The sequence below is a fragment of the Lysobacter sp. HA35 genome (assembly GCF_054061195.1).
The window spans coordinates 2775424-2787618 of sequence record NZ_JBSSDY010000001.1 but is presented as its reverse complement, the minus strand read 5'-3'; the positions used below and the strand labels follow the sequence as shown (position 1 = coordinate 2787618).

The 12195-nt window shown below is 67.5% G+C and carries 14 protein-coding genes and 1 pseudogene; 7 read left to right on the top strand and 8 right to left on the bottom strand.

The features are described from left to right. Positions 1 to 54: 54 nt before the first annotated feature. The gene (gene ubiK, locus ACVWZN_RS13540; protein ID WP_027082266.1) at positions 55 to 339 is read left to right on the top strand and encodes a ubiquinone biosynthesis accessory factor UbiK; all 285 of its coding nucleotides are present in this window, start codon (positions 55 to 57) and stop codon (positions 337 to 339) included. 9 nt (positions 340 to 348) lie between these two features. After that, positions 349 to 1866 carry a YifB family Mg chelatase-like AAA ATPase gene (locus tag ACVWZN_RS13535; RefSeq protein WP_456954276.1) on the top strand — a complete coding sequence of 506 codons (1518 nt, stop codon included), beginning with the start codon at positions 349 to 351 and terminating at the stop codon, positions 1864 to 1866. 160 nt (positions 1867 to 2026) lie between these two features. On the opposite strand, the gene ACVWZN_RS13530 is transcribed toward ACVWZN_RS13535, so the two are convergent. The 3 genes from ACVWZN_RS13530 to aceB all read right to left on the bottom strand — a co-directional run bounded on the left by ACVWZN_RS13530 (position 2027) and on the right by aceB (position 5704). Continuing rightward, a complete protein-coding gene (locus ACVWZN_RS13530; protein WP_456954275.1) occupies positions 2027 to 2482 on the bottom strand; it encodes a hypothetical protein in 456 nt (151 codons plus the stop codon). Between the two features lie 205 nt (positions 2483 to 2687). Next, positions 2688 to 4001, bottom strand: a complete 1314-nt coding sequence (gene aceA / locus ACVWZN_RS13525) for an isocitrate lyase (protein WP_456954274.1) — start codon at positions 3999 to 4001, stop codon at positions 2688 to 2690. Between the two features lie 98 nt (positions 4002 to 4099). After that, positions 4100 to 5704, bottom strand: a complete 1605-nt coding sequence (gene aceB / locus ACVWZN_RS13520; protein WP_456954273.1) for a malate synthase A — start codon at positions 5702 to 5704, stop codon at positions 4100 to 4102. A 113-nt stretch (positions 5705 to 5817) separates the two neighbouring features. On the opposite strand from aceB, the gene ACVWZN_RS13515 reads away from it, so the two are divergent. Then, a complete protein-coding gene (locus ACVWZN_RS13515) occupies positions 5818 to 6738 on the top strand; it encodes a LysR family transcriptional regulator (RefSeq protein ID WP_456954272.1) in 921 nt (306 codons plus the stop codon). A gap of 7 nt (positions 6739 to 6745) precedes the next feature. Here the strand turns inward: ACVWZN_RS13515 and ACVWZN_RS13510 are convergent, their stop codons facing one another. From ACVWZN_RS13510 to ACVWZN_RS13500, 3 genes are read right to left on the bottom strand one after another with little or no spacing between them, the layout of a single operon-like run. Beyond that, on the bottom strand, positions 6746 to 7369 hold the full coding sequence (locus ACVWZN_RS13510; protein WP_456954271.1) for a 1-acyl-sn-glycerol-3-phosphate acyltransferase: 624 nt from the start codon (positions 7367 to 7369) through the stop codon (positions 6746 to 6748). Positions 7370 to 7372: 3 nt separating this feature from the next. Continuing rightward, positions 7373 to 7789, bottom strand: coding sequence for an alternative ribosome rescue aminoacyl-tRNA hydrolase ArfB (gene arfB, locus ACVWZN_RS13505; protein ID WP_456954270.1), 417 nt, complete (start codon positions 7787 to 7789; stop codon positions 7373 to 7375). A 46-nt stretch (positions 7790 to 7835) separates the two neighbouring features. Beyond that, a complete protein-coding gene (locus ACVWZN_RS13500; RefSeq protein ID WP_456954269.1) occupies positions 7836 to 8528 on the bottom strand; it encodes a pseudouridine synthase in 693 nt (230 codons plus the stop codon). Between the two features lie 225 nt (positions 8529 to 8753). Here ACVWZN_RS13500 and ACVWZN_RS13495 point away from each other — a divergent pair, with 225 nt between their 5' ends. From ACVWZN_RS13495 to hemF, 4 genes are all read left to right on the top strand, one after another. Continuing rightward, positions 8754 to 9284 (top strand): N-acetyltransferase family protein, encoded by a 531-nt coding sequence (locus ACVWZN_RS13495; RefSeq protein WP_456954268.1) that lies wholly within the window; start codon positions 8754 to 8756, stop codon positions 9282 to 9284. 36 nt (positions 9285 to 9320) lie between these two features. Then, positions 9321 to 9827, top strand: coding sequence for a DinB family protein (locus ACVWZN_RS13490; RefSeq protein WP_456954267.1), 507 nt, complete (start codon positions 9321 to 9323; stop codon positions 9825 to 9827). A gap of 42 nt (positions 9828 to 9869) precedes the next feature. Continuing rightward, positions 9870 to 10259 (top strand): tautomerase family protein, encoded by a 390-nt coding sequence (locus ACVWZN_RS13485; protein WP_456954266.1) that lies wholly within the window; start codon positions 9870 to 9872, stop codon positions 10257 to 10259. A 105-nt stretch (positions 10260 to 10364) separates the two neighbouring features. Next, a complete protein-coding gene (hemF, locus tag ACVWZN_RS13480) occupies positions 10365 to 11303 on the top strand; it encodes an oxygen-dependent coproporphyrinogen oxidase (protein WP_456954265.1) in 939 nt (312 codons plus the stop codon). Here the strand turns inward: hemF and ACVWZN_RS13475 are convergent. Further along, complete coding sequence (locus ACVWZN_RS13475) at positions 11264 to 11593, bottom strand: hypothetical protein (RefSeq protein ID WP_456954264.1); 330 nt, start codon at positions 11591 to 11593, stop codon at positions 11264 to 11266. The genes hemF and ACVWZN_RS13475 overlap by 40 nt on opposite strands. 118 nt (positions 11594 to 11711) lie before the next feature. Then, positions 11712 to 11840: pseudogene (locus ACVWZN_RS13470) on the bottom strand (hypothetical protein); the annotation flags it as partial. Positions 11841 to 12195: the final 355 nt, after the last annotated feature.

The window sequence follows — 12195 nt, the reverse complement described above, 5'->3', positions numbered from 1 at the left end:
CGGCGCCGACCGGCCGTAGTGGGCACAGTGCGCGCAACGCCGGAGACACGACCAATGATCGACCTCGACCAACTCGACGAACTCGCCCGCCGACTCAGCGCCCTCGTGCCGCCCGGACTCCGTGGCGAATCCGCGAGCGAACTGCGCACCGAACTTCAGCAGAACTTCCGCGCCGTGCTGCAGGCCGGGCTGACGCGCCTCGACCTCGTCACCCGCGAGGAATTCGAAGTGCAACGTGCGGTGCTGTTGCGCACGCGCGAAAAGCTCGAGCACCTCGAGCGCGCCGTCGCCGGCATGGAAGCGCAGCAGTCCAGCGCGACCGCGTCCCAGCGCCACTGAGTCGCCACCATGAACCTCGCGATCGTGCACAGCCGTGCGCGAACGGGCATTCGTGCGCCCGAAGTGCGTGTCGAAGTGCATCTCGGCGGCGGCCTGCCGGCGATGAACATCGTCGGCCTGCCCGAAGCCGCGGTGCGCGAAGCGAAGGATCGCGTGCGTGCGGCGATCGCCTGTGCGCAGTTCGAATTTCCGCAGCGGCGGATCACGGTGAATCTCGCACCGGCGGATCTGCCGAAGGACGGCGGGCGCTTCGATCTTCCGATCGCGCTCGGCATTCTTGCCGCGAGCGGACAGATTCCACTCGAGGCATTGCGTGACGCCGAGTTTCTCGGCGAACTCGCGCTGACGGGCGAACTGCGTGCGGTCGATGGCGTGCTGCCGGCGGCGCTCGCGGTCGGTGACGCGCAACGTCGGCTCGTCGTTCCGGAAGCGAACGGACCGGAAGCCGCGCTCGCTGCGCGCGTCGAAACACGTACCGCGCGGACGTTGTTGCAGGTCTGCGCGATGCTCGCGGGTCGCGAATCGTTGCCGGCTGCGGTGGCGTCGCCTGTCGTGCGTGTTGCGGGACCGGATCTCGCCGACGTGCGCGGGCAGTTGCATGCGCGGCGTGCGTTGGAGATCGCGGCCGCTGGCGGTCACCATCTCCTGCTGATTGGTCCGCCGGGTTGCGGCAAGACGTTGCTTGCATCACGGCTGCCGGGCTTGCTGCCGGAAGCGAGCGAAGCCGAAGCGCTGGAATCGGCCGCGATCGCATCCATCAGCGGGCGCGGACTTGATCCGTCGCGATGGCTGGAACGCCCGTTCCGTTCGCCGCATCACACGGCGAGTGCCGTCGCATTGATCGGCGGCGGCGCGCAACCTCGTCCCGGCGAAGTCTCGCTCGCACACAACGGCGTGTTGTTTCTCGACGAATTTCCCGAGTGGGAACGACGCGCGCTCGAAGTGCTGCGTGAACCTCTGGAATCCGGCGTCGTCACCGTTTCGCGTGCGGCGCGTAGCTCGGAGTTTCCCGCGCGCTTCCAGCTCGTCGCCGCGATGAATCCGTGTCCCTGCGGTTGGGCGGGCGACCCGAGCGGTCGTTGCCGCTGCAGTGGCGACATGGTGCAACGCTATCGCTCGAAGGTATCCGGGCCGCTGCTCGACCGCATCGACCTGCATGTCGGCCTGACGCGTCTGCCGGCGAGCGAACTCAGCTCGACTGGTCCTGCGGGTGAATCGAGCGCGGACGTGCGCCAACGCGTCGAACGCGCACGCGCCGTGCAGATCGCACGCTGCGGGCAACCGAGCGCGCGCATGACGCCGGGCGAGACGCTGGCGATGTGCCGATTGCAGCCATGCGACCAAGCCTTGCTCGAAAACGCGGTCGAACGCCTGCAGCTGTCCGCGCGTTCGATGGTGCGAATCCTGCGCACCGCGCGAACGATCGCGGATCTTGCTGGCGAGAGCGACATTGGCACGTCGCATCTCGCGGAAGCGATCGGCTACCGCACTCTCGATCGATCGCAGCCGACCTCATGCGCCGCGTGACGTCACACGCGGTACGCGACAGCGCTGTATCGAGAACAGACGGCAACAGTCACTGAAGCCGTAAGCATGCGAATGGCGATCACTTTCATCACTCGCGCATCGGCTCATAAAAAAAACGCCGGGCGAACCCGGCGTTCTGTCGACCCACTAATCTCTGGCTTCAGATGTCGATCGGCATGGAGCCGTCCATCTGCTTGCGTGCACGATCCTGCGCTTCCTTGATCTGGCGCTTCGTCTTGCAAACCGTCGTGGTGCGCAGGCTACCGGTCGCACGCGTGCGCTGGCAGATCATGCGTTCGTCAGGCTCCTTGTTGATCGTCGCCTCGATCCACTCGAGCGTGTTGAACGCTTCCAAGCGCTGCGCGTTCGTAAGCTCGCCGGTGTCGTGCTTGCCGTCGAGAAGCTTGAGGAGCGCGCCCTGCTTCGCAAGCAACTCGTCGCGCGTAGCCTGCGGCATCTCCTTGTACCGACCGGTGCCGGACAGCACCTCTTCGCGAATCTGCGCCTGCTGCGTGACGATCGCATCGATCTGCAGCGGTGCCGTCGGCGGCGTGGTGGCGAACGCGCTGGACGCAAACAGTCCGGCCGCCAACAACAGCGTGAATGTCCTCTTCATCGTGATCCTCAAGCCCCCTGGATGCTCCGGCGCCGCACCGGCCCCGGTCGAGCGCAGTCTAGCGAGTCGCGCCGGCGGTCGCCTGTGCCACTCGCACCCCTGGAAAAACACCCGATGAACACGTTGCGCGGCGCCGATTGGCGCCGCGCTGGCAGAGGCACTGCAGGGTGCACGCATAACAGCGCGGCAAGTGCCTCGAGCACCGTTAGGCAGCAGCACGCACCTGCGTCGACGGCGCATCGCTACGGAACTGCTCCTCCTCGGTCGACCCCTTCAGCGCGACGGTCGACGACTGTGCGCCCTGGATCGTCTGGGTCACGGCGTCAAAGTAGCCAGTGCCGACTTCGCGCTGGTGCTTCACCGCGGTGAAGCCGCGATCGGCGGCGGCGAACTCGCGTTCCTGCAGTTCGACGAACGCGCTCATCTGCCGGCGCGCATAGCCATAGGCGAGGTCGAACATGCCGTAGTTCAGCGCGTGGAAGCCGGCCAGCGTGATGAACTGGAACTTGTAACCGTAGGTCGCGATTTCCTTCTGGAACTTCGCGATGGTCGCGTCGTCGAGGTTCTTCTTCCAGTTGAAGCTCGGCGAGCAGTTGTAGGCCAGCATCTTGCCTGGGTACTTCGCATGGATCGCTTCGGCGAACTTGCGCGCGAACTCGAGATCGGGCTTGCCGGTTTCGCACCAGACGAGGTCGGCGTACGGCGCGTACGCGAGGCCGCGGCTGATCGCCTGGTCGAGACCCTTGTTGGTCTTGTAGAAGCCTTCGACGGTGCGTGCGCCGGTGCAGAACGGCTTGTCGTTGTCGTCGACGTCGGAGGTGATGAGGTCGGCGGCTTCGGCATCGGTGCGCGCGACGATCAGCGTCGGCACGCCCATGACGTCGGCGGCGAGGCGCGCGGCCACGAGCTTCTCGACCGCTTCGCGGGTCGGCACCAGCACCTTGCCGCCCATGTGGCCGCACTTCTTGACGCTGGCCAGCTGATCTTCGAAATGCACGCCGGCGGCGCCTGCTTCGATCATCGCCTTCATCAGTTCGAACGCGTTGAGCACGCCGCCGAAGCCGGCTTCGGCGTCGGCCACGATCGGCTGCAGGAAGTCGATGTCGCCCTGGCCTTCCGCGCACTGGATCTGGTCGGCGCGCAGCAGCGTGTTGTTGATGCGCTTGACGACCTGCGGCACCGAGTTCGCCGGATACAGCGACTGGTCGGGATACATCTCGCCCGCGATGTTCGCGTCGGCGGCAACCTGCCAGCCGGAGAGATAGATCGCCTTCAAACCCGCTTTGACCTGCTGCATCGCCTGGTTGCCGGTCATCGCGCCGAGCGCGTTGACGAAGTCCTCGGTCTGCAGCGAATTCCACAGCTTCTCCGCGCCGAGCTTCGCGATGGAATGCTCGACCGGAATGCGACCACGCAGTCGCACGACGTCCTCGGCCGAATACGGGCGGGTAATGCCCGTCCAGCGCGCATCGGTGGCCCATTGCTGGCGGAGCTGGTCGGCGTTCGGAAGCGTGGTCATGGCGGATCTCCTGTCTTTCATTCGTTGTCGTCGGACAAATCAGGGCCGTTCCGGCTGCAGTGCAGACGGTTCGGGACATCGCGTGTTGTTCGGAAAACTCAGTCGAGGCGCTTGTACGCGGGCAGCGTCAGGAAGTCCTCGAGTTCATCGCAGTGCGTGAGCCGGTCGAGCATGCCGATCGCCTCGTTGATGCGGCTGGCGCCGGGAATGTCGGTGGTCGCCAGGCTCGGCAGCTTCATCAGCGCGCGCTCGAACAGCGTTTCGTCGAGCGGCGTGCCGTCGTCCAGATGCAGGTCGCCGGCGTGCAGCCACTGCCACAGCTGCGCGCGCGCGATCTCGGCCGTTGCGGCGTCTTCCATCAGCCAGTGGATCGGCACACAGCCGTTGCCATCGAGCCACGCGGCGAGATAACGCACGCAGACTTCGACGTTGTTCTCGAAGCCGGCGCGGGTGATCGAACCGCGCGGCGGCGTGACGAGGTCGTCGCGCGTCACCAGCACGTCCTCGCGCGCGAGATGCTTCTGGTGCGCGCCGGGCATGCGTTCGTCGAATACCGCCTGCGCGAGCGGGATCAGCGCGGGATGCGCGACCCAGGTGCCGTCGTGGCCGGCGGTGACTTCACGCAGCTTGTCGGCGCGCACCTTGGCGAGCGCGGCGTCGTTCGCATCACTGTCCCCGGAAATCGGGATCTGCGCGGCCATGCCGCCCATCGCGTGCGCGCCGCGGCGATGGCAGATCTGGATCAGCAGTTCGGAGTAGGCGCGCAGGAACGGCTGCGTCATCGTCACCTGGCTGCGCTCGGGCAGCACCTTGTCGCGATGGCGGCGGAACGTCTTGATGTAGGAGAAGACGTAGTCCCAGCGACCGCAGTTGAGGCCGGCGATGCGGTCGCGCAGCGCGTAAAGGATCTCGTCCATCTCGAACGCGGCGGGCAGCGTCTCGATGAGAACGGTGACGCGGATCTGCCCGCGCGGCAGCTTGAGCTCGCCTTCGATGTGCTCGAGCGCGTCGTTCCAGAGCTGCGCCTCCTCCATCGATTCGAGCTTGGGCAGGTAGAGGAAGGGGCCGCGGTCCTTCGCAGCCAAAGCGTGGGCGTTATGGAAGGCGAACAGCGCGGCGTCGAACAGGCCGCCGGAGATCGGCTGGCCGTCGACGACGACGTGCTTCTCGTCCAGGTGCCAGCCGCGCGGTCGGACCATCAGCACCGCCTGTTGCTCGAACGGCTTGAGCGCGTAGTGCTTGCCGTTCGGCGCGGTGAACTCGAGCGTGCCGGCGACGGCGTCGCGCAGCGCCAGCTGGCCGGTGATCAGATTGGCCCAGGTCGGCGAGGTGCTGTCCTCGAAGTCCGCCATGTAGACCTTCGCGCCCGAGTTCAGCGCGTTGATCACCATCTTCGGGTCGACCGGCCCGGTGATCTCGACCCGGCGGTCCTGCAGCGCGGGCGGCAACGGGGCGACGCGCCAGTCGGCGGCGCGGATGGCGGCGGTATCGGCGCGGAAGTCGGGCAGCGCGCCTTTGTCGAAGGCGGTCTGACGGACGCGGCGGGCGGCGAGGCGGCGCTGGCGTTCGGGCTCGAAGCGGCGGTGCAGACCGGCGAGCAGGGCCAGCGCGGCCGGCGTCAGCACGGCGTCCTGACCTTCGACCCGGCGCAGGACTTCGACGCCACCGACCGCCTCGCCCGACTCCATCAGCACTGCCGACATCGCTCCACCTCGCCACGGTTCTGTCTGGAGGTCGACCATGCGCCGGCGTCTTGTATTTGACAAACAAGTTTTGGCAATGCGATGTATTTGGAAATCGAATACACGAGGCCTTCATGCCCAAGTCGACCCCGGCACGCTTCGCCTATAAGGCCGACCGCCTCAAGCCGCTACGTGCGTTCTGCCAGACCGCCCGGCTGGGCTCGGTATCCCGCGCGGCCGAGGCGCTGTTCCTCAGCCAGCCGGCGGTGACCCTGCAGCTGCAGGCGCTGGAGCGCGACCTCGGCGTCGCCCTGCTCGAGCGCAACGGGCGCCGGCTCACGCTCACCCGCGAAGGCGAGGCGCTGTACGACCTCTCGCGCCCACTGGTTGAGGGCCTGGACAACCTCGACGCCATGTTCCGCGACCGCATCCGCGGGCTGGACGCCGGCGAGCTGCATGTCGCCGCCGGCAGCTCGACCATCGTCTACCTGCTACCGAGGATCGTCGAAGCCTTCCGAGCGGCGTACCCCGACATCCGCCTGATCCTGCACAACGTCACCGGCGCGCGCGGCCTGAACCTGCTGCGCGACGACGGCGCGGACCTCGCCGTCGGCTCGATGCTCGACGTGCCGGGCGACCTCGCCTACCAGCCCGTCGTCTCCTACGAGCCGATGCTGATCACGCCGCGCGAGCACGCGCTGGCGACCAAGCCGGAGATCGCGCTGGCCGACCTCTCGCCCTACGGCCTGATTCTTCCGCCGCAGCGGCAGACGACCTATCGCATGGTCGACATGGTCTTCCAGCGCGCGCACGTGCCGTACACCGTGGCGCTGGAGGTCGGCGGCTGGGAGGTGATCAAGCAGTACGTGGCGATGGGGCTGGGCATCAGCATCGTCACCTCGATCTGCCTGACCGAGGCCGACGCCACGCGCCTCGCCGCGCGTTCGCTGTCGGAGTTCTTTCCGTCGCGCAGCTATGGCGTGGTGACGCGACGCGGGCGCTCACTGAGCCCACAGGCACGCGCGTTCATCGAGCTGGTGAAACAGGCCGGCTGAAGCGCCGTCAGACGCCGTGGTTCTTGCCCTGCCACGGCGCGTACCAGGCACGGATGCGCGCCATGTCGGCGGGGAAGTCGTCGCTGAGCGTCCACAGCGGGCCGACGCCGATCACCTTGTCCGGATAGTGGAAGTACACGGGCAACACCGGCACGTCGGCGGCGCGCGCGATCTTCCAGAAGCCGGTCTTCCACTTCTCCACACGCTTGCGCGTGCCTTCCGGCGCGAGCCCGTACCAGACCTTGTCGCCGGCGCGGATCACCGCCGCGGCCTGCTCGACCACGCCGTGCGCGGCGCTGCGGTCGACCGGAATCACGCCCAGCCGTCGCAACAACAGGCCCACAAGCGGCACGCGAAACAGCGTGTCCTTGCCGAGGATGCGGATGTCGAGCCCCAGCGCGAGCTTCGCGGCGAAGCCCCAGACGCCATCCCAGTTCGACGAATGCGGCGCGCCGATCAGCACCAGCTTGCGCACGTCGGGGAACTCGCCGACCACGCGCCAGCCGCCAAGCTTCAACACCGTGCGACCGATCCATCGTCCGAACCCGGCTCGCGTCACGCGCGGCGCGTTCGGCGGCAGCTCGGGCACGCGGCCGGGCGCGCCGACGTGTGCGGGATAGCCTTCGCTCATCGATCAGTCCCAGTCGCGCGACGCGCGGCCCTTCTTGATCGTACTGCGGCCGCGCTTGGCATCCAGGCGGCGCTCTTTCGACGCCCGTGTCGGCCGCGTCGCTACGCGCTTTTTCGGCACGTGCAGGCCGGCGTCGACGAAGGCCTGCAGGCGTTCGCGCGCGTCCTGACGATTGCGGTCCTGCGTGCGGAAGCGTTGCGCGCTGATCACCAGCACGCCCTCCAAGGTGACGCGACGATCGCGTTTCGCGAGTAGGCGTGCGCGCACTTCGTCCGGCAACGACGGCGAGTTCGCGATGTCGAAACGCAGCTCGACCGCGCTCGCCACCTTGTTGACGTTCTGCCCGCCCGGCCCGCTCGAACGCACGAAGCGTTCGACGATCTCGTCGTCGGGAATCTCGATGGAGGCAGGCGTGTTCATCGCGCCTATCGTAACGGCCGCTGGCGCATCGACCTTGAAGCCGCGGTCACACGCCGAACAATGCGAGCGCTTTCGCGAACTCGCCGCTGACCGGCGCTTCGACTCGCAGCACCTCGCCGCTCGCCGGATGTGGAAACGCCAGCGCCTGCGCGTGCAGCAGCATGCGGTGGATGCCCATCATCCGGAACGCGCGGTTGTGGCGGCCGTCGCCGTGGCTGGTGTCGCCGATCATGTGATGCGACACGTGCTTGAGGTGACGCCGGATCTGCCGGAACCGCCCGGTGCGCGGCCGCGCTTCCAGCCATGCGTAACGCGAGGTCGGGTGGTTGGCCGATGGCGCGTCGAGTTCCGCCGTCGCCAGCGTTCGGAACGCGGTCACCGCCGGCTTCTTCTCCGGCTTGCCCGGGCCGCCATCCAGCGGATAGTCGATGACGAACTCGGCTTCGGGCCAGCCCCTGCAGATCAGCCAGTAGACCTTCTCGAACTCCTGCGACATCAGCGTGCGACCGAGCGCGCCGGCGGTGTCGCGGTCGAACGCGAGCAGCAGGCAGCCCGATGTCGCGCGGTCGAGCCGATGCACGAGGAACACCTGTCGCCCGAACTGCTCGCGCAGCCGGTCGGCGGCGAAGTCGGTTTCCCCGCGTGCCAGCGCGCTGTCGTGGACCATCAGGCCGGCGGGCTTGTCGACCACCGCGAGCAGGTCGTCGCGATACAGCACGGGCAGGGCGAGTTCGGTCATGTCGGTTCCGCGGCGGACGTGCATTGTCGCAGGCGCACGGCCAGCGTTCCGGTAACGGCACACCGGACCGTCCGTCCGTCGTCATGATGTCGGTGCGTGCTGTGGATATGCCGAACATCGCCTTGAACCCCATGCATCGATCAGCGACGGTTGCGGCACGCGATGCGCTAAGTCGACGCAACTGGCATTGCTGGACACCTCGCAAGCAACGCGCAAAGGACCGCCATGAGCAGTGATGTATCCATCCGCGCTGCAGCACCCGGTGACGAGCACGCGCTCGCCCTGGTCGGCCAGGCGACCTTCCTCGAAACCTTTGCCGGCGTGCTCGACGGCACGGCGATCGTCGAACACTGCGCGCGGGCGCATTCGCCGACGCACTACCGCAGCTGGCTCGACGCTGGCGACGTCGCGATCTGGCTCGCCGAAGTCGCACCGGGCAATGCACCGGCCGGCTACGCGGTGGTCGCGAAAGCCGAACTGCCGGGCGCGGATGCCGCACGCGATCTCGAGCTCAAGCGCATCTACCTGCTCGGCCGCTACCACGGCGGCGGCGTCGGGCGTTCGCTGCTGCAGCACGCGACCACGTATGCGCGCGACGCAGGCGCAGCGCGACTCCTACTGGGCGTGTATGCCGGCAACGCTTCCGCGATCGCGTTCTATCGCCGGGCCGGCTTCGTGCACGTCGCCGATCGCCGCTTCAACGTCGGCGGCCGCGATTACGACGATCACGTGATGGCATTGCCGCTCGACGCATAGAACACGCGTTCGCTTCCATCCGCCACGGGAATCGCCATGTCGCTCGCCACGCTTCGATCGCTGTTCTCGTTCAAGGCATGGGCCGATGCCGAGCTGCTCGCGGCGCTCGCCGCGCTTCCGCCCGTGCATGCCGAACAGCTGCACGCGAGCCTGCGCACGTTGAACCACGTCCATGTGGTCGATCGCCTGTTCCGCGCCCGCCTCAGCGGTGAAGCACCGCCATTCGACTCGACCAACACCATGCGCACGCCGTCGCTCGATGAGCTGCGACGCGACATCCAGGCGACCGACGCGTGGTTCATCGCGTACGTGTCGCAGCTTTCCGATGCGGACGCAGCGACCGTTCTGGCCTTCGAATTCACCGACGGCGACACGGGTCGGATGACGCGCGAGGAAATCCTGCTGCACCTCATCACCCACGGCGGCTACCACCGCGGCAACGTCGGACAGATCCTCAAGTCCATAGGCGTGGCACCGCCGCGCGACGTCTACGCGGGTTTCCTGCACGCGAGCGAGCCCGAACGCAGGACACCCGCAGGGTGATGCGCGGATGCACCAACCCGTCGCTTCCGGAACGCTAACGCTATGTCGCAAGTGAAGATCTACGGCTATCGCGATGCGCTGACGCGGCGGCGTCGCGAGCTTTCGGATGCGATACACGCGGCCGTGGTCGATGCGCTCGGCATGCCACAGGGCAAGCGATTCCACCGGTTCATCCCGCTCGACGCCGACGACTTCATCCATCCGGCCGATCGCTCGCAGGACTACACCATCGTCGAAATCTCGATGTTCGAAGGACGCTCGCCCGAGGCGAAACGTCAGCTCATCACCAAGCTGTTCGCCGGCATCGAGCAGCGCTGCGGGATCGCACCCCAAGACGTCGAGATCACGCTGTTCGAAACGCCGAAGGCGAACTGGGGTATTCGTGGCGTTCCGGGGGACGAGCTGACGCTTGCGTACCGGGTGGACGTGTAGCGGAAGGGCGGGCGGTACCATCGCCTGCGCACCTACGGCCGCTGCAGCCATCGCAACGCGCGCAACTGAAGAACCACGAACGCATGCGTCGATAGAATCGACGTCATGACCACGCCCCTACCCGCCCTCGACACCGTCCGCGACTACCTCACCGGCCTGCAGGACCGCATCTGCGCGGCGATCGAGCAGGCGGACGGCAGCGCGCGGTTCTTCGAGGATCCGTGGGCCAAGGATCCCGACACCTCGCCGATCCAGGGCGGCGGGCGCACGCGGATCCTGCGCGACGGCGCGGTGTTCGAGCAGGCCGGCATCGGCTTTTCCGACGTCTCCGGCACGAAGCTGCCGCCGTCGGCGACGGCAACGCGTCCGGAACTCACTGGCGCATCGTGGCGCGCGGTCGGCGTGTCGCTCGTGTTCCATCCACGCAACCCGCACGTGCCGACCACGCACGCGAACGTGCGCCACTTCCGCGCCGAGCGCGACGGCGAAACCGTGGCGTGGTGGTTCGGCGGAGGATTCGATCTCACGCCGTTCTATCCTATCGACGAGGACGTGCTGCACTGGCATCGCGTCGCGCGCGGTCTGTGCGAGCCGTTCGGCGGCGAGGCGCGTTACGACGCGCACAAGCGCTGGTGCGACGAGTACTTCTTCCTCAAGCACCGCGACGAGACGCGCGGCATCGGCGGGCTGTTCTTCGACGACCTGCATGGCGACTTCGATGCGGACTTCACCTACATGCGCGCGGTGGGCGACGGCTTCCTCGATGCCTATCTGCCGATCGTCGAGCGTCATCGCGACACGCCGTACGGCGAGCGCGAGCGCGCATTCCAGCTGTATCGCCGCGGGCGCTACGTCGAGTTCAATCTCGTGTTCGACCGCGGCACGCTCTTCGGCCTGCAATCGGGGGGCCGCACCGAATCGATCCTGATGAGCCTGCCGCCGCTGGTGCGCTGGGAGTACGGCTACGTGCCGGAAGCGGGCTCGCCCGAGTCGCGGCTGTCGGACTACCTGCGGCCGCGCGACTGGTTGTCCGAACTCGGCTGACGCGTCGGCACCGCGCGCACGATGCACGCGGCCGCGAGCGCGGCGACCACATGCTTGAGCGCGCGACCGCTCATGTCGCCGAGCGCGGAATACACCTGCGCGTCGAACTGCTCGAGCGCCTTCGCGAGCGCATAGCCGACCAGCGCTGCGACGAGCCATCGCGTATCCAGCCAGCGCGACGGACGCAGCAGCAGGATCAGCGGCACGAGCAGCATCGGCAGGAACTGCACGAGCGCGTACGGCCGAAGGTCGCCTGCACCGAAGCGTTCGGTGACGTTCCAGTACGCCACTGATGCAACGCCGAGCCCGAGCAATGCCGCGACCGCGATGACGCACGTCGTCGACCACGCGCTCGTCGAACAGCAATGCGAAGAACGCCATGAAGGCGATCGTCATCGGCAGTCGGTCCGCGACCAGCGTCGTGTTCGACGGCGCCCAGTGATACGCGCCGGAACCGAAGGCCACCGCGGCGACGCCGATGCACAGCGCGATGTAGCCCGCACGCGTCCGATCAACCGCGAGGTGGCGCACGCGCATCAGCCCGTACACACCGACCAGCAGGAACGGCAGGTTCGAGAGCACGTTCCAGAAGTTCGGGACGCCCGCGATCGTGCGGGTGTCGGCGAAGTGGTGGTAGCCGGGGTCCTGCGGAATCGGGCCGTGCAGTGCGAGCGCGACGACGGCCGCGAGCGTGATCAGCAGCAGGAGCGCGCGCGTGACGTGGAGTCGGGACATGCGGTCGGGGCCGTGGACGGTCCGGCATGCTACCGGCCGCTTGCAGATCACGCGGCGTCGCCGAATCGCGGGCAATAAAAAGCCCCGCAGGCAGGGGGGGCCGGCGGGGCTGGGGAACGGGGTCTGGGGAGGGACCTTACGTTCCGAGATCGCTCCA

What these genes read in the sequence shown, in the direction of transcription:
- aceA (WP_456954274.1), bottom strand. Translation starts at nt 4,001, where the DNA reads ATGACCACGCTTCCGAACGCCGACCAGCTCCGCCAGCAATGGGCCACC.
- aceB (WP_456954273.1), bottom strand. Translation starts at nt 5,704, where the DNA reads ATGTCGGCAGTGCTGATGGAGTCGGGCGAGGCGGTCGGTGGCGTCGAA.
- ACVWZN_RS13535 (WP_456954276.1), top strand. Translation starts at nt 349, where the DNA reads ATGAACCTCGCGATCGTGCACAGCCGTGCGCGAACGGGCATTCGTGCG.
- hemF (WP_456954265.1), top strand. Translation starts at nt 10,365, where the DNA reads ATGACCACGCCCCTACCCGCCCTCGACACCGTCCGCGACTACCTCACC.
- ACVWZN_RS13490 (WP_456954267.1), top strand. Translation starts at nt 9,321, where the DNA reads ATGTCGCTCGCCACGCTTCGATCGCTGTTCTCGTTCAAGGCATGGGCC.
- ACVWZN_RS13510 (WP_456954271.1), bottom strand. Translation starts at nt 7,369, where the DNA reads ATGAGCGAAGGCTATCCCGCACACGTCGGCGCGCCCGGCCGCGTGCCC.
- ubiK (WP_027082266.1), top strand. Translation starts at nt 55, where the DNA reads ATGATCGACCTCGACCAACTCGACGAACTCGCCCGCCGACTCAGCGCC.
- ACVWZN_RS13515 (WP_456954272.1), top strand. Translation starts at nt 5,818, where the DNA reads ATGCCCAAGTCGACCCCGGCACGCTTCGCCTATAAGGCCGACCGCCTC.
- ACVWZN_RS13485 (WP_456954266.1), top strand. Translation starts at nt 9,870, where the DNA reads ATGTCGCAAGTGAAGATCTACGGCTATCGCGATGCGCTGACGCGGCGG.
- ACVWZN_RS13500 (WP_456954269.1), bottom strand. Translation starts at nt 8,528, where the DNA reads ATGACCGAACTCGCCCTGCCCGTGCTGTATCGCGACGACCTGCTCGCG.
- ACVWZN_RS13530 (WP_456954275.1), bottom strand. Translation starts at nt 2,482, where the DNA reads ATGAAGAGGACATTCACGCTGTTGTTGGCGGCCGGACTGTTTGCGTCC.
- arfB (WP_456954270.1), bottom strand. Translation starts at nt 7,789, where the DNA reads ATGAACACGCCTGCCTCCATCGAGATTCCCGACGACGAGATCGTCGAA.
- ACVWZN_RS13495 (WP_456954268.1), top strand. Translation starts at nt 8,754, where the DNA reads ATGAGCAGTGATGTATCCATCCGCGCTGCAGCACCCGGTGACGAGCAC.